The sequence below is a fragment of the Leifsonia poae genome (assembly GCF_027921845.1).
In the GTDB taxonomy this organism is placed as follows: Bacteria; Actinomycetota; Actinomycetes; order Actinomycetales; family Microbacteriaceae; genus Leifsonia; species Leifsonia poae.
In genome coordinates this window covers 33,255-57,451 of sequence record NZ_BSEN01000011.1, presented here as the reverse complement: position 1 = coordinate 57,451, position 24,197 = coordinate 33,255, and the positions used below count along the sequence as shown (strand labels likewise).

Here is a 24,197-nt window from a genome sequence, read left to right as displayed (position 1 = left end):
CCATGAAGATCTCAGTCATCGGATGCGGCTACCTCGGAGCCGTGCACGCGGCCTCCATGGCCGAAATGGGTCACGACGTCGTCGGAATCGACGTGGACGAAGCGAAGATCGCGCAGCTGGCAGCGGGAACGGCACCGTTCTTCGAGCCGGGTCTGCCAGAGATCCTGCGTGCGGGACTGGCCTCGGGCCGGTTGCGATTCAGCACCGACTTCGCCGACGCCGCGAGCGCTGATGTGCACTTCGTCGCGGTGGGCACGCCTCAGGTGGCGGGCGGCGACGCGGCCGACATGCGTTACGTCGACGCGGCCTTCTCCTCGCTCCTCGCCCACGCCAAGACCGGCGACCTCCTCGTCGGCAAGAGCACGGTGCCGGTCGGGACGGCGGCCAGGCTCGCCGACCTCGTCGCATCGACGGTGCCCGGCGCGACCCTGGTCTGGAACCCCGAGTTCCTCCGCGAGGGTTTCGCGGTTCAGGACACGATCCAGCCGGATCGCCTCGTCTACGGCGTTCCGGAGGGGGCTGCCGGGGAGCACGCGGCGCGCGTGCTCGACAAGGTGTACGCGAGCGCAGTATCCGAGGGCACTCCCGTGATCGTCGCCGACTACGCCACGGCCGAACTGGTGAAGGTGTCGGCGAACGCGTTCCTGGCCACCAAGATCTCGTTCATCAACGCGATGGCCGAGATCGCCGAGGTCACCGGAGCCGATGTCACGAAGCTCGCCGACGCCATCGGTCACGACGCCCGCATCGGCCGCCGCTTCCTCAACGCGGGGGTCGGGTTCGGCGGCGGGTGCCTGCCGAAGGACATCCGCGCCTTCAGTGCCCGGGCTCGCGAGCTGGGCAAGGGCGAGGCGATCGCCTTCCTCGACGAGGTCGACAAGATCAACCTGCGCCGCCGCACCCGTGTGGTGCAGCTCGCCTCCGAGGCCGTCGGCGGCGACCTGGCCGGCAAGCGGATCGCCATGCTCGGCCTGGCGTTCAAGCCGCACTCCGACGACGTGCGCGACTCGCCGGCACTCGACGTGTCGATGAAGCTCGCCGACGCGGGTGCCGACGTCGTCGCGACGGACCCGCAGGCGATCGAGCGTGCCCGGATGCTGGCGCCGCACTTGACCTACGAGTCGTCGATCGAGGAGACGCTCCGCGGCGCCGACGTCGTCGTACTGCTCACCGAGTGGCCCGAGTTCGTCGGTCTCGACCCGGTGGCGGTCGGCTCCCTCGTGGCGGGCAAGCGCGTGATCGACGGGCGCAACAGCCTCGACCCCGCCGCCTGGCGCGAGGCCGGCTGGGAGTACCGCGGCCTGGGGCGCTGAGCGCCCTTTCACGCGTCCCCGGTTTGGGGGTATGAAAACCTCACCCAAAAAGTGAGGAATTGTTAGATTAGTCGTATGGCGACCGACGGTCTCACTCCAGCAGGCCCCGGCGGGCCCTCCCGCCGCCGCCCGAACACGCGTCGCATCGTGGGCTGGTCGATCGCTTTCGTCGTGCTCATACTCCTCATCATCGTCGCCTGGGTGAGCATCCGGGGGCTCATGGCGAAGCGCGAGCTCGACAGTGCCGCGCCGTACGTCAGGACCGTGCAGGCGTCCATCACGACCGGTGACACGGCCGCCGCTGCCACAGCTGCAGAGCACCTGCGCGGCCATGCGGCGCAGGCGGCCTCGCTCACCGGGGACCCGGTCTGGCGCGTGGTCGAAATCGTCCCGGGCATCGGCCAGAACCTCTCGGCCGTGCGCACGGCGGCCGCCGCGACCGACACGCTCGCGACCCGGGTGATCGCGCCGCTCGTGAGCGTCGCAAAGGACGCCGACCCCTCGCGGATCAAGCCGGTCAACGGGGCGATCGACCTCACCCCGCTCGAACGCGCGCAGCCGGTGGTGGAACGCGCGCAGATCGCCTTCCACGAGGCGGAGGCGTCGGTCGATGGCATCGACGTGGACGCCACCATCGGTCCGGTTCACGACGCCGTGAAGCACCTGAGAGGCATGCTCGAGAACGCGGCGCCGGCCGTCGACGCTGTCGGCAACTCGGCGCGCCTCCTGCCGGCGATGCTCGGTGCCGACGGTCAGCGCAGCTATCTCCTTCTCGCTCAGAACCCCGCCGAATTGCGGGCGACGGGCGGGCTGATCGGCGCGCTCGCGCTCATCCGGGCGGACCATGGCAAGATCTCGCTGATCTCGCAGGCGTCGGGTTCGAGCTTCCGGCCGCTTGCTCAGCCGATCGCGGTCGTCCCCGCCTCGTCGACAGGGCTGTACGGGCCGTTCCTCGCGAACGCGATCCAGGCGGTCAACCTGACCCCGGACTTCCCGCTGGCGGCGAAGAACGTGTCTGCGCTCTGGACGGCCAAGTTCGGCGGGAAGATCGACGGCGTGCTCACCATCGATCCTGTGGCGCTGAGCTATCTGCTCAAGGCGACCGGTCCCGTCCCGCTGTCGACCGGCGACATGCTCTCTGCTTCCAACGCGGTTCAGCTGCTGCTCAGCGATGTCTACCGCCGCTGGAGCGATCCCGCCCAGCAGGATGCCTTCTTCGCGTCCGCAGCCGGGTCCGTGTTCAGTGCCGTGGCCTCGGGGTCGGCGGACGGCACGGAGCTCGTCAAGGCGCTGGCCCAGGCTGGGGGAGACCACCGGATGCTCATCTGGAGCGCCCACGCCGCCGAGGAGAAGGTGCTCGCGTCGACCACGCTCGCGGGGCGACTGCCGGAGTCTGATCCGTCGACCGCGGGCATCGGCGTCTACTTCAACGACGCGACCGGCGCCAAAATGGACTACTACCTGACGGCGTCCGTCGCGGCAGGCACTGCTCTCTGCCGCACCGACGGCACCCCGTCCACGCAGGTCAGGGTCACCCTCGCCAACAACGCTCCGGCCGATGCGGCGACCACCCTGCCGGCGTACGTCACCGGCAACGGCTACTTCGGGCTCGCTCCGGGGAACATCCGTACCAGGGTGGCCGTGTACGGCCCCGAGGGCGGTCTGCTGACGGCCACCCGCAGTGGCGATGTCAACTACCCGACGATCGCCGGTACCGACGATCAGCGGCCGGTCAGCGTGTTCACGGTGGATCTCGCGCCCGGTCAGTCGAAGACGGTCACCGTCGATCTGCTCAACATGAAGCAGACCGAGACGGGGATGTCGCTCACGATCACGCCCACCCTCCACGCGGCTCGAACCACGGCTTCCACCCCCGGTATGGGGGGCGCGTCGGTCATTGCTCTCGATTGCGGCGACACGGTAAAATGAGCAATATTCACGTTCAAACCCTCCGGTGATACGCCGGACTGCGAAAGGCTTCGAAATGGCCAAGAAACTCCTGGCGGCACTGATCGTCGGTGCTGCCGTCGCCCTCGCGGCACCGGCAGCAGCAAATGCCGCACCGGAGACGGCGGGCGGCACCTGCAGCATCAGCCCAACCACCGTCCCGGCCGGCGGCACCACGACCCTGACCTGTGAAGACGGCACGTTCGGCGCCAACGAGTCCGTGGCCTACACGGTCTCGGGCGAGAACGGCGCGGACGCCTCCCTCGCCTCGTACCGCACGTCGGTGGGCTCCGCTCACGCCACCAAGGCCGCGTCCAGCACCGGAGGCTCGGTGCTGCAGATCACGGTGCCGAGCGACGCGAGCGGCGCGTACACGGTGACGGGAACGGGCGCGTCCAGCCACGCGGAAGCCGCGGCGACCGTCACGGTCATCCCGGCCGACACGGCGGCCGGCGCATCCAGCACCGGGTCCTCGAGCACGTCGAGCGGGAGCAGCATCGCCTCGACGGGCTCCATCGTCGCCGGCTACCTCGCCTGGGTCGGCGGAGGACTGATCGTCGCGGGCCTGATAGCCCTCGCCATCATCGCGGCGGTCCGCCGTCGTCACGCCAACTCCTGACGCGTACCTGCGAATCACACGCCGACGCCCTTCCCGCAGCTCGCGGGGAGGGCGTTCGCGTCGCGACGTCGGAATGGTCCGAACCGTCGGAATCATCCGAACCGTCGGAATCATCCGGGCGCCTGCCCGGTTGCCATAGAGGTGAGTACCGAGTCCCGCATCCCCCTGAACGTCCTCGACCTGGCCAGCCGTCCCCACGACGGCAGCAACGCGGATGCCGTCGCCGGCACCATCCGCCTCGCGCAAGCCGCGGAGTCCCTCGGCTACCAGCGCTTCTGGGTCGCCGAGCACCACGGGATGCCCGCGATCGCGTCGAGCGCTCCCGCCGTGCTGATCGCCGGCATCGCGGGCGCGACATCGCGCATCCGGGTCGGCAGCGGGGGAGTGATGCTCCCCAACCACGCGCCGCTGGTGGTCGCCGAGCAGTTCGGCACGCTGCGTGCCCTCTACGGCGACCGCATCGACCTCGGCATCGGGCGCGCGCCCGGCACCGACGGGGCGACGGCGATGGCGCTGCGCCGCAGCACGGAGGGCCTCGGCGTCGAGGACTTCCCTCAGCAGTTGCTCGACCTCTTCGGCTTCTTCTACGGCGGCATGAGCGACGCCAACCCCCTGCACAGCATCACGGCGGTGCCGGGGCTCGGAGACGCGCCGCAGATGTGGCTGCTCGGCTCGAGCGGATACAGCGCGCAGGTCGCTGCGGCGCTGGGACTGCCCTTCGCCTTCGCGCACCACTTCGCCGGCGACAACACCGAGGCGGCCCTCGACCTGTACCGCTCGCGGTTCGAGCCGAGCGACATCCTGCGTGAGCCGCACTCGATGATCGCCGTCAACGTGATCTCCGACGAAGACCCGGAGCGGGTGCGAGCCCTGTCGCTGCCGGGCCAGCTCTCGTTCCTCCGGATGCGCCAGGGGGCGAAGCCGCAGCCGGTCAGCATCGAGGAGGCACTCGCCTACGAGTTCTCGCCGATGGAGGAGGAGTTCATCGCGTCCCGCAACGCGCGCCAGGCGATCGGCACGCCCGACGAGGTGAGGACCCGGCTGGATGCGCTGCTCGCCTCGACCGGCGTCGACGAGCTGATGGTGTCGTCAGGCGCGGCGACGATCGAGGGGCGTGTGCGTTCGCTCGAGATCGTGGCCGACGTTCTCGGCTGACGCCCGCGCCCGGGGCCCCTCGCGGCTGGGGCCCCGATAGACACCAGCGAGCATGGTTAGAGACAGAAAGAGGCGGGTCGCTGGGCGACCCGCCTCTTTCTGTCTCTAACCATGCGTCGGGGTGACAGGATTTGAACCTGCGACCTCTTCGTCCCGAACGAAGCGCGCTACCAAGCTGCGCCACACCCCGATGGCCCGAGGGCCTCAATAAGAATACACGAGGCTGAGGGGGGTCGCTGACCACTCGAGGCTCGAAGTGGGTGCCGACCGGCGTCAGGTCGGCGGCGTCAGACCGACGGCGTCAGAGTGACCAGCGTCGCCTCCGGACGGCACGCGAAACGCACCGGCGCGTAGATCGACGTTCCGAGCCCGGCCGAGACGTTGAGGAACGCCGAACGGAACGCATGCCGCCAGATGCTGAGGCCCTTCACCTGCGAGCGAGGGATGTCGCAATTGGTGACGAGTGCACCGAAACCGGGAACGCACACCTGGCCGCCGTGCGTGTGGCCGGCGAAGATCATCGACGCACCGTAGGTGACGAACGCGTCCAGCACCCGGCGGTACGGCGAGTGGGTGACGCCGATCGTGACGGTGCCGCGCTCGGCACGTGGGGCATCCTCCGGCCAGGTCGCGTCGTCGGAGTACGGGTCGTTCTCCCGCAGCTCGTCCAGCGCGCCGGGGATGGCCTCGACCCGGTCGAACCGGATGTGCGGATCGTTCACTCCGAAGAACTCGAGGTGGGTCCCTTTGATCTCGATCGCACCGGCGGCGTTGTTGAGGTTCACCCAGCCGAGACCGTCGAAGTACGACGTCAGCGCCGCGTTGTCGAGACGCGGAGCGGTTGACGAACCGCTCTTCGACGGCCCCGTGAAGTACTTGAGGGGATTCTTGAGCTGCGGACCGAAGTAGTCGTTCGACCCGTGCACGTACACTCCCGGAACGCCGCGGAACGGCTCGAAGGAGCGCTCGATACCCGTCAGCCCATCGGCGTGGCCGAGGTTGTCGCCAGTGTCCACGATGAGATCGGGCTCGAGGTCGGCGAGGCTGCGGATCCACTCCTGCTTGTCATGCTGCCACGGCGCCATGTGCAGATCGGAGAGGTGCAGCACCCGGATCGGCGCGGAGCCGGCCGGGAGCACGGGCACCGAGACGCGTCGCAACGTGTAGAGCTTGCGCTCGACGAGCGAGCCCCAGGCGAACGCGGCGGCACCGGCCGCGGCGAACACCGCGAGTGCGGTGCCCGCCGCGTGCAGACCGGAAGCGCGGGCCACTACTTCTTCGGCCCCGGGCTCGGTGTCGAATCGGCGGCCTTCAAGGTCAGCTTGACCTTCGACCCCTTCTTCACGGCTGTTCCGGCGGCGGGTGACATCGACTTCACGATACTGTCGCCGTTTCCCTCGCCGGAGAACGATACATCGAAGCCTGCGAGCGCCGCCTGGGCGTCGGAAGCCTTCTTGCCGACCACATCGGGCAGTGCGACGAGCGCGCCGTTGCTGGTGTAGACGGTCACGATCGCGCCCTTGCTGACGCTGGAACCTGCGGCGGGATCGCTGATCGCGACGGTGCCGGCCGGCTGCACGCCATCACGCTGACCGCCGTCGGCGAACTCCAGCCCGAGACCGTTCAGCGTCGTCTTCGCCTCGGCGGGGGACTTGCCGGCGAGATCAGGGATCGTCACCTGGATGCCGCGCAGGAGCGTGCTTCCGGGCTGCGGGAAGTCGTCGCCGCCGTACTTGCCATTGGCGGTGCGCATGATGTCCTGGATGATCGGGTTGCGGAGGGTCGACGCGAGCATCCCGCTCTCATAGAACGAGCGGAGCGACACGTGACCGTCGATGTTGCCGGTCCACGAGGCGGCGGCGACCTTGGTGCTGGACTCGACCAGCCAGAGCTGCTCGTTGTCCTCGGACGTACCGGTCTTGCCGAGAACGTCGATGCCGTCTCCGAGCGCGGAGCTCGACGCGGTTCCGCTCGTGACCACTCGCTTGAGGGCGAAGGCCATCGCCGCGGCCACCTCAGGACTCACCGCTGATTTGCACGTCGACTTGGGCACGGCCTTCGCCTTGCCCTCGGCGTCGAGGATGCGGTCGATCGCGACCGGCGTGCACGCCACGCCCTTGTTGGCGACGGCGGCGTACGCGGTCGCCATCGTGAGCGGGGCGACCTCGTTGGTGCCGAGGACGCTCGACGGGTTCTCGCCGAGCGGCTTGCCGTCGGCGCGGTGCACGTCGAACGCCTGAGCGGTCTTCATGATCTCGCACAGGTCGAGCTGGTGCGCCATGGCGACGAATGCCGTGTTGATCGACAGCTCCGTCGCCTCGATCGCCGAGCGGATGCCTTCCTCGCCGCCGGAGTCGTTGGTCGGCTTGTAGGGGCCGCCGTACTGCGTCGGGCAGGTGTTGGGGAAGCTCGACTGGTCGTAGGTGCGGATGTTCGCGTTGACCGTCTCATAGAGCGAGTGGCCCTGCTTCAGCCACTCGGCCAGGGTGAACGCCTTGTACGTCGATCCGACCGAGAAGCCGGTCGAGCCGCCGTACGCGTAGTCGGTGTTCCAGTTGACGGCCGTCGCGCCCGGGTTCTTGGCGAGGACCTCGGGGTCCTGGCTGAAGTCCCTGCTCTGCGCCATGAAGAGCACACGTCCGGTGCCCGGCTGCACGCCGACCGCGGACGAGCCCAGGTTGGCGTTGGTGCTGACCTTCGGCACGCGCGAGTGGATGGCGTTCTCCGCGGTGGCCTGGAGGTCCATGTCGAGCGTGGTGTAGATCTTGTAGCCGCCGCGGTTGAAGTTCGAGGCGCGGTCATCCTGGGTGGCGCCGAACGACGGGTCGTTCAGGATGATGCGCTGCACGTAGTCGCAGAAGTACGCGGCACCGGCGGCGGTCTGACAGCCGCGCACCGACGGCGTGATCTTGGGGACCACCGGCGTCTTGATCGCCAGGTCGTACTGCGCCTTGGTCAGCTTCTTGTACTGGTACATCTTGGTGAGGATGTAATCGCGGCGGTCTTTGTTGGCCTTGTAGCCGTTCGCCTTGCCGTTGGTCTTGCTGTCGGGCATGTCGATCTTGAGCGAGGTCGGCTCGTTGACCATCGCCACCAGGCTCGCGGCCTGAGCCGGCGTGAGCTGGATGGCCTTCACTCCGAAGTAGTACCGGGCAGCGGCTTCGATGCCGTAGACCGAGCCGCCGAAGCCGGCGATGTTGAGGTAGCCCGCGAGGATCGTGTCCTTCGAGTACTTCTTCTCGATGCCGATCGCGTACTTCATCTCCTTGACCTTGCGGTCGGGCGATACACCTGTGGAGTCGTCGACACAGGTCTGGTAAGCGACCTTGTCCTCCTTGGTCTTGACCGACTTCGCCTCGCACTTCTGCAGCAGCACGTTCTTCACGTACTGCTGAGTGATCGAGGAGCCGCCCTGCACGTCGTGTCCGACGACGGTGGAGAGGACACCGCGGATGGTGCCCTGGACGTCGACGCCGCCGTGGCTGTAGAAGCGCGGGTCCTCACCGGCGATGGCAGCGTCTTTCGCGGCCTGCGAGATCTTGTCGAACGTGACGGGCAGACGGTTCTGCGCGTAGAACGTGGCAAGGGCGACGTCTTGCGCGCCCTTCTTGGCGTAGATCGTGGTGGGCTGTGCGAGCTGGTCGATCTGAAGGTACTCGGGAAGACCCTCGAAGACACCGATGCTGTCGTTGGCGGCCATGCCGGTGACCGCGATAGCGGGGGTCACGGCAGCCGTCACCAGAAGTCCTGCGACGGCACTCATGCCGACGAACGCGAAGAGCGCTCCGAGCAGACCTCTAGCCTGGGGTTTTTGGGCAGACATAAGATCAAGGGTAGGTGACGAACCTGACAAACCCCCTGAACGCAAGGAGCACAATGCCGCGCTGGGAATACCTCACGACCCCTCTCATGATCCACAACACCGCCGCCATCCTCAACAACTGGGGCTCAGAGGGGTGGGAACTCGTCCAGGTCGTGACGGGTCCCGAGGGCGGCCTGGTCGCCTACCTCAAGCGCCAGCTGAGCGACGAGGCGGACGCCTGATGGCCGCGATCGAGGCTCGCCTGGCCGAGCTCGGCATCGACCTCCCGGATGTGGTGCCGCCCGTCGCCGCCTACACGCCGGCCGTCGTGGATGGCTCGCACGTCTACACGTCCGGTCAGCTGCCCATGGTCTCCGGCGCGCTGCCGGCGACGGGCAAGGTGGGCGACGGCCATGGTCGGGTGCCCGCCGACGACGCCAAGGCGTACGCGCGCATCTGCGCCCTGAACGCGCTGGCGGCGGCCAAGAGCGTCATCGGCTCGCTCGACCGGGTGACCCGCGTCGTCAAGGTCGTCGGCTTCGTTGCGTCCGAGCCGTCGTTCACGGGCCAGCCCGGCGTCATCAACGGCGCCTCCGAGGTCCTCGGCGAGATCTTCGGCGACGCCGGGGTGCACGCCCGCTCGGCCGTCGGCGTCGCTGTGCTGCCGCTCGACTCGCCCGTCGAGGTGGAGTTGATCCTCGCCTTCGAGTGAGCACGTGACGACACTGAGCACGTCACGACACTGAACACGTCACGGCACTGAACACGTCACGACAGTGAGAAGGGGCGGTGGCATCGACCGATGCCACCGCCCCTTCCACCATCACCGTGTGACCGGCGAGCGTCTTACGAGAGCTTGGCCTGGATCGAGCTCATCACGGCCGTGTCGGCCAGGGTCGTGGTGTCACCGACTTCCCGGCCTTCCGCCACATCGCGCAGCAGACGTCGCATGATCTTGCCCGAGCGCGTCTTCGGCAGCTCCGTCACGATGAAGATGTCGCGTGGCCGCGCGATGGCGCCGATCTGCTCGGACACGTGCTTGCGCAGCACCGCCGCGATATCCGTCGCCTCGGCCGCCTCGAGCTGATTCTGCTTGATGATCACGAACGCCACGACGGCCTGACCGGTGGTCTCGTCGGCGGCTCCGACGACAGCGGCCTCTGCAGTCATCGGATGCGCGACGAGCGCCGACTCGATCTCAGCGGTCGACAGACGGTGACCGGAGACGTTCATCACGTCGTCCACGCGGCCGAGGAGCCAGATGTCGCCCTCCTTGTCGTAGCGCGCTCCGTCTCCGGCGAAGTACTTGTCGCCGAACTTCTCCCAGTACGTCTCCTTGAAGCGCTCCGGGTCTCCCCAGATTCCGCGCAGCATGCTCGGCCACGGCTCGGTGGCGACGAGCAGACCGCCCTGGTCCTTGCCGACCGGCGTGCCGGTCTCGTCGAGGATGTCGATCGAGATGCCGGGCAGCGGCACCTGCGCGGATCCGGGCTTGAGGGTCGTCACGCCCGGCAGGGCCGAGATCATGATCGCGCCCGTCTCGGTCTGCCACCAGGTGTCGACGATGGGGGTGGAGGTGCCGCCGACCACCTCTCGGTACCACATCCACGCCTCGGGGTTGATGGGCTCGCCCACCGATCCGAGCACCCGCAGGCTCGACAGGTCGAAGCCCTGGGGGATCTGCCGGCCGAGCTTCATGAACGACCGGATGGCCGTGGGAGCGGTGTAGAAGATCGAGACCTTGTACTTCTCGATCAGTTCCCACCAGCGGCCAGGATGCGGCGTGTCCGGCGTTCCCTCGTAGAGCACCTGGGTGGCGCCGTTGGCCAGTGGGCCGTAGACGACGTAGCTGTGTCCCGTGATCCAGCCGACGTCGGCGCTGCACCAGTAGACATCCGACTCGGGGTGCAGGTCGAACACGTTTTTGTGGGTGAAGGCGACCTGCGTGAGATAGCCGCCCGAGGTGTGCAGGATGCCCTTCGGCTTACCGGTCGTGCCGCTGGTGTAGAGGATGAACAGCGGGTTCTCGGCCGGGAACGCCTTTGCAACATGGTCGGCGTCGACCTGGGCGATCTCGTCGTGCCACCAGAGGTCGCGCCCCTCGGTCCACTCCACGTCGTTCTCGCCGCGCTTGACGACGAGCACATGCTCGACCGTCGACTCGCCCGTCGCGAGGGCAGCATCCACGGCGTTCTTGAGCGGGAAGACCTTGCCTTTGCGCCAGCCGCCGTCCGCGGTGATCACGAGCTTCGCCTCGGCGTCGTCGATGCGGGAGCGCAGGCTCTCCGCGCTGAAGCCGCCGAAGACGACCGAGTGCACAGCGCCGATGCGCGCGACGGCGAGCATGGCTATGACCGCCTCGGGGATCATCGGCAGGTAGATGGCGACCCGGTCGCCGGCACGCACGCCCAGGCTGGTGAGCAGGTTCGCCGCCTTCTTCACCTCTGCGGTGAGTTCGGCGTAGGTGATGGAGCGGCTGTCGCCCGGCTCACCCTCCCAGTGGATGGCGACCCGGTCGCCGTTGCCGGCGAGCACGTGACGGTCGAGGCAGTTGTACGCGACGTTTAGCTCGCCGTCGTCGAACCACTTCGCGAACGGGGGGTTGCTCCAGTCGAGGCTCCGCGTGAACGGTGTGTGCCAGTGCACGAGCTCGCGCGCCTGGTCGGCCCAGAAGCCGAGCCGGTCGGCGGCCGCGCGCTCGTAGAGCTCGGCGGTGGCGACGGCATTCTGGGTGAATTCGTCGCTCGGCGCGAAGCGCCGTGTTTCGTGGAGCAGGTTGTCGATTGTGTTGCTCATGGGGAGTCTTTTCGCTCCTTTGCGATGCTGTTCTGACGGGTCGTGGCGCGACAATGCCTGACTCTACAACCACGCGGTGAAGCGGTTTGAACAGACTTGCGTTTGCATCGATTCTGCGTACACTAGAGCACGGCCGAATTTTTAATTCTGGCGTGCGGTGCAAACGATTCCCCCCAATCATGCACCGCAGTGGCCGCACCTGTTCCCCCCAATAGGTGCGGCCCCCCTTTTTTAACCGGACGGTTCCTCTGCGCCGGAATCGCGCGGACGACGATGCCCGTGTCGCCTCCTCCACAACGGCGGGCAACCCCGGTGTTTCCACCGATCCGCGTGCGATCGACCGGATGCGCGGCGCGGGTTCGTAGCGTCGCTCTATGAAGCGTCGTTCGAAGCCTCGATACCCTCCCGCCATCACTCCGCCGGCCCCACCGGCCCCGCGGTTCGCGCCGTCGATCGACCGCACAGCCGACACGACGGTGGGCGTCGGATCGGGCCCTCCCAGCGTTACCGCGTATGACGCACGCGCACCCCGGCCCGAGCGGCCACCGGATCGTGCTCGTACCCACGCCCGCGACGCCCGCACGCCCTGGCAGACGTTCGGCCCGCTCGCGCCCTACCTGCTGCGCGACGGCGTCACCGATCTGTTCGTGAACGGCGCGGGGGAGCTCTGGGGCGACGGAGGGCCGCGCGGGCTCCGACGACTCGAGGGATGGCTGGCCGACGAGCAGGCCACGAGGGAGCTGGCGGTTCGGCTCATCGCCCGCGGCGGCCGGCACATCGACGAGGCGAGCCCGTTCGTCGACGTCCGGCTGGAGGGGGGAGTGCGTGTGCATGCGGTGCTGCCGCCCGTGTCCACGCGCGGCACCGTGCTCTCCATCCGGATCCCGAGCGAGCACCAGCCGCATCTGCCCGACCTGGTCGAGAACGGATCGATCCAGCCCGCGCAGCACGAGGTGCTCTGCCGAGCGATCCTGGCGCGCACCAATCTGCTGATCACCGGTGCCGGCGGCACGGGCAAGACGACCCTGCTCGCGGCGCTGCTCTCGCACGCCTCGGTGCAGGAGCGTCTCGTGGTGATCGAAGACGTCGCCGAGCTCCGCATCGATCATCCGCACGTCGTCGGCCTGCAGACGCGGCAGCCGAATCTCGAGGGCGCCGGTGGCGTCGACCTGCGGCGACTGGTGCGCGAAGCGCTCCGGATGCGCCCCGACCGTCTGATCCTGGGCGAGTGCCGGGGCGCTGAGGTGCAGGATTTGCTCGGCGCCCTCAACACGGGCCACGACGGCGGCGCTGGAACGCTGCACGCGAACTCCCTCGCGGACGTTCCGGCGCGGCTCGAGGCGCTAGGGGCGATGGCGGGAATGGGGGAACGTGCCCTCGCGCGCCAGGCGGTGAGCGCCGTCGGGCTGGTGGTGCACCTCGAACGTGTCGGTGCGCTGCGCCGTGTCGCCGGTTTCGCGCAGTTCGTGGTCGAGCGCGAGGGCCGCCTGGGGGTCGTCGACCGTGGCGTCTGAGCGTCGCCGAGGAGTGCGCCCGGGACGCAGCTCCGACGAGGTGGCCACGACGGTCGATCGGCTCGCGACCCTGCTCGAGGCGGGCGTCGCACCCGAGTCCGCGTGGCAGTACGTGGGGGAGTTCACACACAACGCGACCGTCTCGGCGATCGCTCGCACGATCGCGGCGGGCGTGCGGCCCGTCGATGCCCTCACGCGCATCCTCGGGGCGCGTTCGGAGCGTGTTCCGACGCCGATGGCGATGCCGATGCCGCGGGGGTCACCGTCCCGCAGACGACGAAGCGCGCCGACCAGCCCGGGGATGGCAGACGAGTCCATGCTGCCCTGGCGGACGGTCGGAGCGGCCTGGTTCGTGGCTGATGCGGCGGGAGCTTCGCTGGCGCCGAGCCTCCGTCAGCTCGCAGCCGCGGCGCGGGATCGCGCGGAGACCGAGCGGGAGATCGCCCTCGGGCTCGCCGGCCCGCTTGCGACGGCGCGGCTCGTGGGCTGGCTCCCGCTGCTCGGCCTCGCGCTCGGCGTGCTCATGGGAGTCGATGTGATCGGAGCCCTTCTCGGCGGTCCGATCGGGTGGGGTCTGCTCATCGCGGGAGGAAGTCTCGCCCTCGCCGGACGCTTCTGGACCCGAGCCCTCCGTCGCCGTGCGCTGCCGACCGGCGAGGCTCCCGGGTGCGATCTCGACCTGGTGGCCGTCGCACTGAGCGGTGGCGTCTCGGTCGACCGCGCGATCGCGCTCGTCCGAGAGGGGTTCGCGCGGTACGAGGTGCCCGCCGGCGACTCGAGCGGGCTGAATGACACGCTCGCGCTGGCAGAGCGGGCGGGCGCGCCCGCCGTGGACCTGCTCCGCAGCTCGGCCCAGCAGGCACGCCGCGATGCGCGGGTCGACGGGATGCAGGTGGCGGCGGCCCTCGGGGTGCGGCTGATGCTGCCGCTCGGCATCTGCGTGCTGCCGAGCTTCATGCTCATCGGGGTCGCGCCCATGGTGCTCAGCATCGTGTCCTCCACAGTCGGTGCGATGTGAGCCTGCGTCCACAGATCCCTCGGGAGCAGGGGCGCCCGAGGGGGAGCGGGCCACGATTGATTCATCGGCGGTGCGAACCGCGAACGCGAAACCAGGGGGAGAACCATGAGATCACCGGCCACCAGAGACACCGCCATCCCACCGTGCGCGAGGGATGCCTTCCGGCCGTCGCCGAGCGCGGAGACCGGTTGGCGCGCCCTGCTTCAGGACGAGCGCGGCTCCGCGACGGCCGAGTATGCGGTCGCGACGATGGCGGCCGTCGGGTTCGCCGGACTGCTCGTCGTTCTGCTGCGGGGCGACGAGGTGCGCGGCATCCTGACCGATTTGGTCAAGCGTGCGCTGTCGGCCGCCGGCTGAGGCGTCGTCGGAGCGCGGAAGCGTCACAGCGGAATTCGCCGTGGCGATGCCCGCGGTCATCGTCTGCCTCGCACTGTGCGTGGCGGCCGTGCAGGCGGGAGCGCAGCAGGTGCGCCTTGCCGACGCCGCAGCAGTGGCGGCGCGCATGCTGGGTCGCGGCGACGACGCGAGCGGCGTCGTCGCCCGCGCCGGCGCGACCCTCGAGGCGGACCGGGTCGGAGGAATGGTCTGCGTGCGACTGACGGCGGCTTCGGCTATGGCCGGTCTCGGACCCTTGGGCTCTGCAGCCTCGGCGCGGGCATGCGCCCTCGACGATACGGCCGCGGAATGAGCGTGGGCCGCCGGGCTGAGCGTGGCGCAGCCAGCGTCGCGGGGTCGGAGCGCGGTGGGGTGTCGGAGCGCGGTCCTGCATCGGAGCACGGTCTGGCGTCGGAGAACGGGTCGGCGTCGGTGCTCGTCGTCGGTATCGCGGGCGCCCTCGTGGGCCTGACCGCTGGCGGGGTCGCCGTCGCCGGAGCCTTCGTCGCCGCTCAAAGGGCAGCGGGTGCGGCCGACACCGCCGCGCTCGCGGCCGCCGACGTCGCCTCCGGCGCCGTTCCCGGTTATCCGTGCACGCAAGCAGCGTCGATCGCAGAGGCCAACGGTGCGTCGCTCGTCTCGTGCGATCTCGATGGACTCGTCGTCACGGTGACGGCGTCCGTTCCCTACCTCGGCCTCAGCGCCGAGGCTCGAGCGAGAGCCGGCCCGCCGGGGTCGGGGTGATCGGTCGGGGTCGTGGTGGGAGTCGGTGTCGTGGTCCTTGTCCTGGTCGGGTGACTCACCCTCGAATCAGTCGAAGACCGCCTCGAGGTAGCGGTACTCGACCGCGCTCGGCCGGTCGTCGAGGGCGTCGTCGGAGGCGAACTCGATGCTGGAGGACCGTACATAGAGGTAGTGCTTCGAACCGGAGGCCGCGGAAATCTCGAGGCGGGGACGGGGGTCGCCGGAGTCGAGGAATTCGGTGCTGATCGTGGTGCCCTCGAGAGGGCCGTCGGTGAGTTTGGCGGTATACGTCGTCGTTGAAGTGATAGCCATGAACCTCATTTTCCTCGGGCTGCCGCCGATAGCAAGCGCTGTGCCCTGGGCGAACGAGTACGGATCGATTAGGCAGACAAGCGGCTCAGGTGTGTATGGTGTGCCTGTTGGGCGTGGAGCCCACGCTCGCCGCAGGGGTGCGGCGCCAGGGGGAGCGCGCTTACAGACGTCTAACTGTTTAACTGCAGTGCGTACATATAAGAGGAGTCAGGTGCCCGACACGAAGAAACTCGTCATCGTCGAGTCTCCGAACAAGGTGAAATCGATCGCCCAGTATCTGGGCGATGGGTACGAGGTCATGGCCTCGGTCGGACACATCCGCGACCTCATCGAGCCCAAGAACCTACCGCCCGAGCTCAAAAAGGGCTCGCTCGGAAAGTTCTCCGTCGACGTCGAGAACGACTTCGAGCCCTACTACGTCGTCTCCGACCAGAAGAAGAAGACGGTCGCCGACCTCAAGCGCGCGCTCAAGAACGCCGACGAACTCCTCCTGGCCACTGATGAAGACCGCGAAGGCGAGGCCATCGCGTGGCACCTGATCGAGGTGCTCAAACCCAAGGTCCCCGTCAAGCGCATGGTCTTCCACGAGATCACCCGCGAGGCCATCGAGAAGGCCCGCGACAACACCCGCGAGATCGACACCGCTCTCGTCGACGCCCAGGAGACCCGGCGCATCCTCGACCGGCTCTACGGCTACGAGGTCTCGCCCGTCCTCTGGCGCAAGGTGGGCCCCGGGCTCTCCGCCGGCCGCGTCCAGTCAGCCGCCACCCGACTCGTGGTCGACCGCGAACGCGAGCGTCTCGCCTTCGTGCCGGCCGGCTACTGGGGCCTGACCGCGCGGTTCGCTCCCGAGGCCGATTCGACAGGGGACGCCTCATCCGGTTTCGAGGCCAGGCTCGCCCGTTTGTCGGGGGAGCGCGTCGCCACCGGTCGCGATTTCGACGACCGGGGACAGCTCACGTCGTCCGCCCGCACCCTCGACGAGGAGGCGGCCAGCGCGCTCGCCGCGGCCATCCGCTCCGACAGCACCGTCGTGACGGTGGGCAAGGTCGAGTCCAAGCCCTACTCCCGGCGCCCGGCTGCTCCCTTCACCACGTCCACGCTCCAGCAGGAGGCGGCACGTAAGCTCCGCTTCTCCGCACGTCAGACGATGAGCGTCGCCCAGTCTCTCTACGAGAACGGGTACATCACTTACATGCGTACCGACTCTGCGTCGCTTTCGCAGCAGGCGACCAACGCGGCACGCACGCAGGCCGCGAAGCTCTACGGCGCCGAGACGGTGCCGGACAAGCCGCGCACCTACGCCTCGAAGAGCAAGAACGCCCAGGAGGCGCACGAGGCCATCCGTCCGTCGGGCGAGACGTTCCGCACGCCGTCCGAGCTCTCGTCCTCGCTTCACGGCAACGAGTTCCGGCTCTACGACCTGATCTGGAAGCGCACCGTCGCCTCGCAGATGGCGGACGCCAAAGGTCAGACCGCGTCGGTGACCGTCGAGGCGGCCATCACCGAGGGTCCGAGCAACGGAACGATCGCGGAGTTCACCGCCAGCGGCACCGTCATCACCTTCCGCGGGTTCCTCAACGCCTACGAAGAGAGCAAAGACGAGGAGCGCAACGCCTCGGCCGAGCCCAGCGAGGCGAAGCTGCCGCCGCTCGAGCCCGGTCAGTCGCTCGACGTGCGCGAGGTCGAGGCCGACGGTCACGAGACCACGCCTCCGCCTCGCTACACCGAGGCGAGCCTCGTGAAGACCCTCGAAGAGCTGGGGGTCGGGCGCCCGTCGACGTTCGCGAGCATCATCTCGACGATCGTCGACCGCGGCTATGTGACCCCCCGCGGTCAGGCGCTGGTGCCGAGCTGGGTCGCGTTCTCGGTCGTGCGTCTGCTCGAGGACTACTTCGGCGACCTGGTCCAGTACGACTTCACCGCCGAGATGGAAGACGATCTCGACCGGATCGCCGACGGCGAGGCCGAGCGCATCGACTGGCTGAACAGCTTCTACTTCGGCAGCGACAAGCACAAGGGCCTGCGACGGGTCATCGACAACCTCGGCGAGATCGACGCCCGTTCGATCAACTCGATCACCATCGACGACGGCATCACACTCCGCATCGGCAAGTACGGTCCCTACCTGGAAGTGCCAGACGAAGACGCCCCGGAGGGCGCCACCCCCCGACGGGTCAACATCCCGCCGGAGCTGGCTCCCGACGAGCTGACCGCGGCCAAGGCACGCGAACTCATCGAGGCTCCGGTCCAGACCGACCGCGTACTCGGCGTCAACCCGGCGAACGGCAAGAACATCGTCGCCAAAGACGGTCGCTTCGGACCATATGTGACCGAGCTCGACCCCGAGGAGCCCGAGACGGACAGCGCCACGGTCGACCAGGCCACCGGCGAAGTGGTCGACTCGCCGCCCAAGAAGGCGCCGGCCAAGAAGAAGGCCGCCGCCGTCAAGCCGCGCACCGCATCCCTGTTCAAGTCGATGGACCTCGGTTCGCTCGACCTGGGCACCGCGCTGCAGCTGCTCGACCTCCCGCGCACCGTCGGTGCCGACCCGGAGAGCGGCGAAGAGATCCAGGCGCAGAACGGCCGGTACGGTCCGTACCTCAAGAAGGGTGCCGACACGCGTTCCCTCCCGAGCGAGGACGACATCTTCGGCATCGATCTCGCCGGCGCCCTCGACCTGTTCGCTCAGCCGAAGTACGGCGCACGCCGTGCATCGAGTGCGCTCAAGGAGTTCGACGCCGACCCCGTCAGCGGCAAGCCGATCCGGGTCAAAGACGGTCGGTTCGGGCCGTACGTGACCGACGGCGAGACGAACGCGACGATTCCGCGCGGCGAGACCGTCGACGAGGTCGACTTCGCCAGAGCCGTGCAGCTCCTCGCCGACAAGCGCGCGAAGGGTCCGGTCAAGAAGGCTCCGGCCAAGAAGGCGCCCGCCAAGAAGGCTCCGGCCAAGAAGCCGGCCGCGAAGACGACCGCCGCCAAGACGACCGCCGCGAAGACGACAGCCGCGAAGACGACAGCCGCCAAGACGACGACGGCCAAGGCGACCACGGCCAAGACGACGACGGCTAAGGCGACCACGGCCAAGCGTCCGGCCGCGAATCCGTCGGCCGAGTGAGCGCGAGCGAGACCCCGGGCGCAGCGGGCCCAGCCGACGGGCAGCGTGGGCTGTTCATCACGCTGGAGGGCGGCGACGGGTCGGGCAAATCGACGCAGGCGGCGCTTCTCGAGAAATGGCTGACCCAGCAGGGGCGCACGGTGGTGCGCACCCGCGAGCCGGGCGGTACGGATGCGGGCGTCGAGATCCGTGAGATCGTGCTGCACCACCGCGGCGACATCTCACCCCGGGCCGAGGCGCTCCTCTACGCCGCCGATCGCGCGCACCACATCGAGACGCTGGTGCGTCCGGCGCTGGCTCGCGGTGAGGTCGTGCTGCAAGACCGGTACCTCGACTCGTCTGTCGCCTACCAGGGCGCCGGCCGCGTGCTCGACCCCCAGCAGATCCGCGACCTCTCGCTCTGGGCCGCAGAAGGTCTACTGCCCGATCTCACGATTCTGCTCGACCTCGACGAGACGACCGCGCGGGCGCGGCTCGACACCTCCCGCACCCGCTACGACCGGCTCGAAGCCGAGAAGGCGGACTTCCACGCACGCGTGCGCGCGGCCTACCTGGGACTCGCGGCCGCGGAGCCCGAGCGATTCCTCGTCGTCGACGCATCGCGTCCGGCCGAGGAGATCGCCGCCGAGATCCAGTCCGAGCTCGGCCGCCGCCTCCCGGCGTCCCGCTGAGCCACGCAGTGTCCGCGGCGAACGCTAGCCTGGATCACATGGCAGTGTGGGACGACCTGACGGGTCAGGATGACGCCATCGCCATCTTCAAAGCGGCAGCGGCAGGCGGCAGCAGCATCGACCCGAATATCGCGCGCGCCGGCAACGCGATGACCCATTCGTGGCTGATCACCGGCCCTCCCGGGTCGGGGCGTTCCAACCTCGCCTTCGCCTTCGCCACCGCCTTGCTCAGCCCGGGAACCCCCGAGGGCGACCACGCCACGCAGCGCCAGGTCGAGGCGCGCACACACCCCGACCTCGCCGTGCTGAGCACCGAGCGCGTCATCATCTCGATCGAAGAGGTGCGCACCCTCGTCTCCAGCTCGCAGTTCTCCCCGTCGGTCGGCCGCTACCGCGTGATGATCATCGAAGACGCCGACCGGATGAGCGAGCGCACCTCCAACGTGCTGCTCAAGGCGCTCGAGGAGCCGCCCGAGCGCACCGTCTGGATCCTCTGCGCGCCCAGCGACGCCGACCTCATCCCGACCATCCGGTCCCGGGTGCGCACCGTGCGCCTGCGCGTGCCGAGCGTGTCCGACGTCGCTGCGCTGATCGAGCGTCGTGACGGCGTCGACGCCGTCACCGCCGAGCGGGCCGCACGTCACGCGCAGAGCCACATCGGCATGGCTCACCGCCTGGCCACCAACGACGAGGCTCAGCGCCGCCGCGACGAGACGCTGAAGCTCGCGCTCAGCATCCGGTCGGTGTCGGATGCCGTACGCACCGCCGCGACGATGCTCGAGATCGCGGGCGCCGACGCGAAGGCGATCACAGAAGAGCGCGACGCCGAAGAGCGCGAGCACGCCCTGCGCTCCCTCGGCGTCGAACCGGGAGGCACCATCCCGCCCGCTCTCCGCTCGCAGCTGCGACAGCTCGAGGAGGACCAGAAGCGCCGCGCCACCCGCAGCCTGCGCGACGGCATCGACCGCATCATGGTTGATCTGCTGAGTCTGTACCGCGACGTCATGATGATCCAGCTCGGCAGTGCGAGCGAGCTCGTCAACGTCGAGCTGCGCGATCGGCTCGACCTTCTCAGCGCTCACACGACTCCCGCGGCTACGCTCGCTGCCATGGACGCGATCGCGACGGCCAGGGAGCGCATCGAGGGGAATGTCGCACCGGCACTCGCTTTGGAGGCCATGCTCACGAGCATCCTGCGCGGAGGCGCGCTGCGAAAGGGGACCATTCAGTGACCACCCGACCGACCGGGCGCAGCCCGCGCCGGCGTTCTGTCCGCCTCGCCATCGTCGCCTTCGCGGCGGTCACGGCGTTGACTCTCAGCGGCTGCGTCTCGATGTTCCTCCCCGGCAATACGGCCCACACGTCGACTCCGGTGAAGGAGACGGTCGCCACCGACCTGCAGCCCTTCTACGACCAAGTGCTCACCTGGACCTCCTGCTCCAGCGGTAAGCAGTGCGCGACGGCCAAAGTGCCGCTCGACTGGAACAACCCGTCGGCCGGCGACGTCAAGCTCGCCCTCATCCGGCAGCAGGCGAAGGGGACCAAGCAGGGGTCGCTGCTCGTCAACCCGGGCGGCCCCGGTGGCTCGGGCTACGACTTCGTCAAAGACTCCGTCGACTACGCCACCGACGCGTCTCTGCAGAACGCGTTCGACGTCGTCGGGTTCGACCCCCGCGGAGTCGGTCACTCGACCGCCGTCACCTGCTACGACGCGAAGCAGATGGACGACTATCTCTACGGCATCACCCCGGGAGTCCGGGGCTCCGACAGCTGGATCGCGGCCAACGCCACGACCTCCCGCGACTTCGGCGCCGCCTGCAAGCAGAACACCGGCGCGCTGCTGGAGCACGTCGACACGGTCAGCGCCGCTCGTGATCTGGACGTGCTCCGCGCCGTCCTCGGCGACAAGAAGCTCAACTATCTCGGGTACTCGTACGGCACCTACCTCGGCGCGGTCTATGCCGACCTCTTCCCCGGTAAGACGGGCCGGCTCGTGCTCGACGGCGCCCTCGACCCGGCGGCGACCAACTTCGACGTCACCAAGGTGCAGGCGCAAGGTTTCGAGAGCGCCCTGCGGGCCTACCTCACCGACTGCCTGAGTCAGAAGGGATGCCCGTTCTCCGGCACCGTCGATGAGGGAATGTCGACCATCTCGGACCTGCTCGCCTCCGTCGAGCAGAGCCCGATCCGCAACTCCGACGGCCGCGAGCTGGGCGCCAACACCCTGGTCACCGCCATCATCTATCCGCTCTACGACGCCACCGCGTGGTCGTACCTGAGCGACCTCTTCACCACGGTGATGAAGGGCGACGCCTCCTACGCCTTCACCCTCGCCGACGGCTACAACAACCGGCAGAGCGACGGGACCTACGGCGACAACTCGACCGAGGCATTCATGGCGATCAACTGCCTCGACTACACGTACGATGACAACCCCGCCACGATGCGCCAACAGGCGGCGGACCTCGCCAAGGCTGCGCCGGTCATCGGGCCGTACATGGCCTACGGCGACATCGGGTGCGGCAACTGGCCATACAAGACCACGTACAAGCGCGGCCCGATCGCGGCCGAGGGCTCCGCGCCCATCCTGGTCGTGGGTACGACCAACGACCCCGCGACCCCGTACGTCTGGGCGAAGAACCTCGCGGGGGAGCTGCAGAACGGCCACCTGCTCACCTACAAGGGCGAGGGCCACACGGCGTACAACAAGTCGAACTCGTGCGTGAACAACACGGTCGACGACTACCTGCTCAAGGGCACTCTGCCGGCCGACGGCAAGACCTGCTGACGACGGACGGAAATGCCGTCATACGGTGAAATCCGTTCGTGTTGTGAGTGGTGCAACTTTGCACAGAATGCAATAATTACCGCATGAGTGTGGCAGAGGAAGAACTGGGTCTCCGCGAGCGCAAAAGGCTGGCGACGCGGCGCGCCATCCAGCTGGCCGCGCTCGAACTGGCGAGCGAGCGCGGCTTCGACCGGGTGACCATCGACGAGATCAGCCACGTGGCCAACGTCTCGCCGCGCACCTTCTTCAACTACTTCCCGTCGAAGGAGTCCGCCATCATCGGCGAGCTCCCCGAGCTGCCGTCGGAGGAGCGCATCGAGCGGTTCATCGCCGCCGGCCCCGACGAGCCCATCCTCGACGGCATCAGCGAGCTGCTCATCGCCGCCATCGACACGGTCGAGCTCACCGGGGTCTCGACCGACGAGACGGACACCCGCAGCATGCACGAGCTGCACGGGCTGCGTCGCGCCCTGTTGAAGGACAACCCGGAACTGTTCGCCCAGCGCATGGCGAGCATGCACCAGTTCGAAGACGCCCTCTCCGCGATCGTGCAGCGACGCCTCGCACACGACGACCCGTCGCTCGCCGAAGACCCGGAGACCCTGCATCAGCGGGCCCGTCTGGTCACCTACGTGTCGTTCGCCGGCATGCGTCACGCCTGGTCGTGCTGGGCGGATCACGGCGGCGTCGAGCCGCTGGCCGACCGGCTCCGCAGCTCGTTCGCGCAGTTGCAGGCGCTCGGAACGCAGGTGCGCTGACCGGTGTCGGAACCGGTCGCGATGATCGGGTAAGCTATCTTCCTGTGTGCCGCTGAAGAGCGACCACGCCGCCCTAGCTCAGTCGGCAGAGCATCTCACTCGTAATGAGAAGGTCAAGGGTTCGATTCCCTTGGGCGGCTCCGAAAAACCCCCGGTCAGACACAGAGTCTGACCGGGGGTTTCGCTTCGGGCCGGCCGTTGCAGCCGGCTCGACAGCCGATCGATCAGCCGACCGCCTTCTTCAGGAGCGCAGCGATCCGCTTCTCGTCTGCAGCTGTCAGGCCCTTCACGGCGAAGGCGACGGGCCACAGGGTGCCATCGTCGAGGGCCGCCGTTTCGTTGAAGCCGAGCGTGGCGTATCGCGTCTTGAACTTGGATGCGGCCTGGAAGAAGCACACCACCTTGCCGTCCTTGGCATAGGCGGGCTGCCCGTACCAGAGCTTCGCCCGGAGTTCCGGAGCGTTCTCGGTGACGAGCGCGTGGATCCGCTCGGCGATGGCGCGGTCGTCCTCGCTCATCTCGCCGATCTTCTCGAAAACGTCGGCCAGGTCGTCCGCCGGGGTCGCCTTTCCCCGGCGGGCGCTTGTCTTCGCTTCGTTCGCCCTGTCCTTCATGGCCGCGCGTTCCTCGGCCGTGAAGGTCTCCGGCGCGCTGGAGGTCTTGGCCTTCGCTGACTCGTTCGTGGGGCTCATGACGGTGTCCTTTTCTACGGGGTCTGCCGCTGCATCGGTGGGGGCTGCTTTCAAGACTAGGGAAGCGTGCCGGCGCCCGCTTCTCCGGAACTGCTCGATCGCCCGAAGGGCACAGGCGTGCCCGAGGGGAGATCCGTCACTCCTTGCGACGGCGTGAGCGTGACCGGGCCGTCGCCGTCTCTGTACGCATAGACGAGCACGCGCTGGTCGTTCGCGAGGAGGTCGCCGTTCGCGTACCCGCCTCCGCCGTCGCAGTTGTCCGAGCGTGAACCGATCCGGATGGTCGACGAGTCCTCGGCGCCCTTGTAGGCCCGCTCGACCGCGAACCGGTAGGCGCGGGCCGGTCCGAGGCTCGTCTCCATCATCCCGTCGCGTCCGATGACGCGACCGACCACCACCGTGTCGGCCTGGCGGTAGGCGGCATCGGGGTCGCTGAAATCGGCCCAGCTCACGCACACCTGGCTGGTCGGCGCGCACCCGGAGAGTCCGGCGCTCGCCCACGCACCGAGGATCACGGCGATAGCGGCCACCCTTCTGGCCCGCCCCCTCACGGAAGTCCCCACCGTTCGATC

Annotated in this window: 22 protein-coding genes and 2 tRNA genes; 17 read left to right on the top strand and 7 right to left on the bottom strand. The window is 68.5% G+C overall.

All coding sequences use genetic code 11. The features are described from left to right. Positions 1 to 2: 2 nt before the first annotated feature. The 4 genes from PKE84_RS11750 (at position 3) to PKE84_RS11735 (ending at position 5,034) form a co-directional block, all read left to right on the top strand. Positions 3 to 1,313 carry a UDP-glucose dehydrogenase family protein gene (locus PKE84_RS11750; protein ID WP_271177437.1) on the top strand — a complete coding sequence of 437 codons (1,311 nt, stop codon included), beginning with the start codon at positions 3 to 5 and terminating at the stop codon, positions 1,311 to 1,313. 75 nt (positions 1,314 to 1,388) lie between these two features. Further along, on the top strand, positions 1,389 to 3,242 hold the full coding sequence (locus tag PKE84_RS11745) for a DUF4012 domain-containing protein (protein ID WP_271177436.1): 1,854 nt from the start codon (positions 1,389 to 1,391) through the stop codon (positions 3,240 to 3,242). 55 nt (positions 3,243 to 3,297) lie between these two features. Continuing rightward, positions 3,298 to 3,879 (top strand): hypothetical protein, encoded by a 582-nt coding sequence (locus PKE84_RS11740; protein ID WP_271177435.1) that lies wholly within the window; start codon positions 3,298 to 3,300, stop codon positions 3,877 to 3,879. A gap of 141 nt (positions 3,880 to 4,020) precedes the next feature. Next, positions 4,021 to 5,034, top strand: coding sequence for an LLM class flavin-dependent oxidoreductase (locus PKE84_RS11735; RefSeq protein WP_271177434.1), 1,014 nt, complete (start codon positions 4,021 to 4,023; stop codon positions 5,032 to 5,034). A gap of 116 nt (positions 5,035 to 5,150) precedes the next feature. Here the strand turns inward: PKE84_RS11735 and PKE84_RS11730 are convergent. From PKE84_RS11730 to PKE84_RS11720, 3 genes are all read right to left on the bottom strand, one after another. Next, positions 5,151 to 5,224, bottom strand: a tRNA-Pro gene (locus PKE84_RS11730). Between the two features lie 97 nt (positions 5,225 to 5,321). Further along, on the bottom strand, positions 5,322 to 6,305 hold the full coding sequence (locus PKE84_RS11725; protein ID WP_271177433.1) for a metallophosphoesterase: 984 nt from the start codon (positions 6,303 to 6,305) through the stop codon (positions 5,322 to 5,324). Further along, positions 6,305 to 8,857: a transglycosylase domain-containing protein gene (locus tag PKE84_RS11720; protein ID WP_271177432.1), complete on the bottom strand. Its 2,553-nt coding sequence runs from the start codon at positions 8,855 to 8,857 to the stop codon at positions 6,305 to 6,307. Before PKE84_RS11720 ends, PKE84_RS11725 begins: the two co-directional genes overlap by 1 nt. A gap of 53 nt (positions 8,858 to 8,910) precedes the next feature. Between PKE84_RS11720 and sp36 the strand changes: the two genes are divergently transcribed. Next, the gene (gene sp36, locus PKE84_RS11715) at positions 8,911 to 9,078 is read left to right on the top strand and encodes a Sp36 family protein (protein WP_271177431.1); all 168 of its coding nucleotides are present in this window, start codon (positions 8,911 to 8,913) and stop codon (positions 9,076 to 9,078) included. Then, positions 9,078 to 9,548: a RidA family protein gene (locus tag PKE84_RS11710; RefSeq protein WP_271177430.1), complete on the top strand. Its 471-nt coding sequence runs from the start codon at positions 9,078 to 9,080 to the stop codon at positions 9,546 to 9,548. The genes sp36 and PKE84_RS11710 overlap by 1 nt, the downstream gene beginning before the upstream one ends. Before the next feature lie 134 nt (positions 9,549 to 9,682). Here the strand turns inward: PKE84_RS11710 and acs are convergent, their stop codons facing one another. Next, a complete protein-coding gene (gene acs / locus PKE84_RS11705) occupies positions 9,683 to 11,632 on the bottom strand; it encodes an acetate--CoA ligase (RefSeq protein WP_271177429.1) in 1,950 nt (649 codons plus the stop codon). A 374-nt stretch (positions 11,633 to 12,006) separates the two neighbouring features. On the opposite strand from acs, the gene PKE84_RS11700 reads away from it, so the two are divergent. The 5 genes from PKE84_RS11700 (at position 12,007) to PKE84_RS11680 (ending at position 15,283) form a co-directional block, all read left to right on the top strand. Continuing rightward, positions 12,007 to 13,146 (top strand): TadA family conjugal transfer-associated ATPase, encoded by a 1,140-nt coding sequence (locus tag PKE84_RS11700; protein ID WP_271177428.1) that lies wholly within the window; start codon positions 12,007 to 12,009, stop codon positions 13,144 to 13,146. Between the two features lie 13 nt (positions 13,147 to 13,159). Continuing rightward, positions 13,160 to 14,164 carry a pilus assembly protein TadB gene (locus PKE84_RS11695; protein WP_271177427.1) on the top strand — a complete coding sequence of 335 codons (1,005 nt, stop codon included), beginning with the start codon at positions 13,160 to 13,162 and terminating at the stop codon, positions 14,162 to 14,164. A gap of 105 nt (positions 14,165 to 14,269) precedes the next feature. Then, positions 14,270 to 14,521 (top strand): DUF4244 domain-containing protein, encoded by a 252-nt coding sequence (locus tag PKE84_RS11690; protein WP_271177426.1) that lies wholly within the window; start codon positions 14,270 to 14,272, stop codon positions 14,519 to 14,521. Between the two features lie 40 nt (positions 14,522 to 14,561). After that, entirely contained in the window at positions 14,562 to 14,852 is a 291-nt protein-coding gene (locus tag PKE84_RS11685) for a hypothetical protein (RefSeq protein ID WP_271177425.1), read from the top strand. Further along, positions 14,849 to 15,283, top strand: coding sequence for an Rv3654c family TadE-like protein (locus PKE84_RS11680; RefSeq protein ID WP_271177424.1), 435 nt, complete (start codon positions 14,849 to 14,851; stop codon positions 15,281 to 15,283). Before PKE84_RS11685 ends, PKE84_RS11680 begins: the two co-directional genes overlap by 4 nt. Positions 15,284 to 15,349: 66 nt before the next feature. On the opposite strand, the gene PKE84_RS11675 is transcribed toward PKE84_RS11680, so the two are convergent. Next, positions 15,350 to 15,595 (bottom strand): hypothetical protein, encoded by a 246-nt coding sequence (locus tag PKE84_RS11675; RefSeq protein WP_271177423.1) that lies wholly within the window; start codon positions 15,593 to 15,595, stop codon positions 15,350 to 15,352. 211 nt (positions 15,596 to 15,806) lie between these two features. On the opposite strand from PKE84_RS11675, the gene topA reads away from it, so the two are divergent. The 6 genes from topA to PKE84_RS11645 all read left to right on the top strand — a co-directional run bounded on the left by topA (position 15,807) and on the right by PKE84_RS11645 (position 23,073). After that, complete coding sequence (gene topA, locus PKE84_RS11670) at positions 15,807 to 18,716, top strand: type I DNA topoisomerase (RefSeq protein WP_271177422.1); 2,910 nt, start codon at positions 15,807 to 15,809, stop codon at positions 18,714 to 18,716. Next, positions 18,713 to 19,387 (top strand): dTMP kinase, encoded by a 675-nt coding sequence (gene tmk / locus PKE84_RS11665; protein ID WP_271177421.1) that lies wholly within the window; start codon positions 18,713 to 18,715, stop codon positions 19,385 to 19,387. The genes topA and tmk overlap by 4 nt, the downstream gene beginning before the upstream one ends. Positions 19,388 to 19,425: 38 nt before the next feature. Further along, positions 19,426 to 20,619, top strand: a complete 1,194-nt coding sequence (locus PKE84_RS11660; protein ID WP_271177420.1) for a DNA polymerase III subunit delta' — start codon at positions 19,426 to 19,428, stop codon at positions 20,617 to 20,619. Beyond that, positions 20,616 to 22,175: an alpha/beta hydrolase gene (locus tag PKE84_RS11655; RefSeq protein WP_271177419.1), complete on the top strand. Its 1,560-nt coding sequence runs from the start codon at positions 20,616 to 20,618 to the stop codon at positions 22,173 to 22,175. The genes PKE84_RS11660 and PKE84_RS11655 overlap by 4 nt, the downstream gene beginning before the upstream one ends. 83 nt (positions 22,176 to 22,258) lie before the next feature. Then, entirely contained in the window at positions 22,259 to 22,933 is a 675-nt protein-coding gene (locus PKE84_RS11650) for a TetR family transcriptional regulator (protein WP_271177418.1), read from the top strand. A gap of 67 nt (positions 22,934 to 23,000) precedes the next feature. Beyond that, positions 23,001 to 23,073, top strand: a tRNA-Thr gene (locus tag PKE84_RS11645). An 84-nt stretch (positions 23,074 to 23,157) separates the two neighbouring features. On the opposite strand, the gene PKE84_RS11640 is transcribed toward PKE84_RS11645, so the two are convergent. Together PKE84_RS11640 and PKE84_RS11635 are read right to left on the bottom strand one after the other, a co-directional pair. Continuing rightward, complete coding sequence (locus tag PKE84_RS11640) at positions 23,158 to 23,625, bottom strand: iron chaperone (RefSeq protein ID WP_271177417.1); 468 nt, start codon at positions 23,623 to 23,625, stop codon at positions 23,158 to 23,160. Between the two features lie 56 nt (positions 23,626 to 23,681). Continuing rightward, positions 23,682 to 24,155: a hypothetical protein gene (locus PKE84_RS11635; protein ID WP_271177416.1), complete on the bottom strand. Its 474-nt coding sequence runs from the start codon at positions 24,153 to 24,155 to the stop codon at positions 23,682 to 23,684. Positions 24,156 to 24,197: the final 42 nt, after the last annotated feature.

Bases quoted from the DNA above. Each gene is read 5' to 3' on its own strand.
- PKE84_RS11750 (WP_271177437.1), top strand. From the start codon at position 3: ATGAAGATCTCAGTCATCGGATGCGGCTACCTCGGAGCCGTGCACGCG.
- PKE84_RS11745 (WP_271177436.1), top strand. From the start codon at position 1,389: ATGGCGACCGACGGTCTCACTCCAGCAGGCCCCGGCGGGCCCTCCCGC.
- PKE84_RS11740 (WP_271177435.1), top strand. From the start codon at position 3,298: ATGGCCAAGAAACTCCTGGCGGCACTGATCGTCGGTGCTGCCGTCGCC.
- PKE84_RS11720 (WP_271177432.1), bottom strand. From the start codon at position 8,857: ATGTCTGCCCAAAAACCCCAGGCTAGAGGTCTGCTCGGAGCGCTCTTC.
- sp36 (WP_271177431.1), top strand. From the start codon at position 8,911: ATGCCGCGCTGGGAATACCTCACGACCCCTCTCATGATCCACAACACC.
- PKE84_RS11710 (WP_271177430.1), top strand. From the start codon at position 9,078: ATGGCCGCGATCGAGGCTCGCCTGGCCGAGCTCGGCATCGACCTCCCG.
- acs (WP_271177429.1), bottom strand. From the start codon at position 11,632: ATGAGCAACACAATCGACAACCTGCTCCACGAAACACGGCGCTTCGCG.
- PKE84_RS11700 (WP_271177428.1), top strand. From the start codon at position 12,007: ATGAAGCGTCGTTCGAAGCCTCGATACCCTCCCGCCATCACTCCGCCG.
- PKE84_RS11690 (WP_271177426.1), top strand. From the start codon at position 14,270: ATGAGATCACCGGCCACCAGAGACACCGCCATCCCACCGTGCGCGAGG.
- PKE84_RS11680 (WP_271177424.1), top strand. From the start codon at position 14,849: ATGAGCGTGGGCCGCCGGGCTGAGCGTGGCGCAGCCAGCGTCGCGGGG.
- PKE84_RS11675 (WP_271177423.1), bottom strand. From the start codon at position 15,595: ATGGCTATCACTTCAACGACGACGTATACCGCCAAACTCACCGACGGC.
- PKE84_RS11660 (WP_271177420.1), top strand. From the start codon at position 19,426: ATGGCAGTGTGGGACGACCTGACGGGTCAGGATGACGCCATCGCCATC.
- PKE84_RS11650 (WP_271177418.1), top strand. From the start codon at position 22,259: ATGAGTGTGGCAGAGGAAGAACTGGGTCTCCGCGAGCGCAAAAGGCTG.
- PKE84_RS11640 (WP_271177417.1), bottom strand. From the start codon at position 23,625: ATGAGCCCCACGAACGAGTCAGCGAAGGCCAAGACCTCCAGCGCGCCG.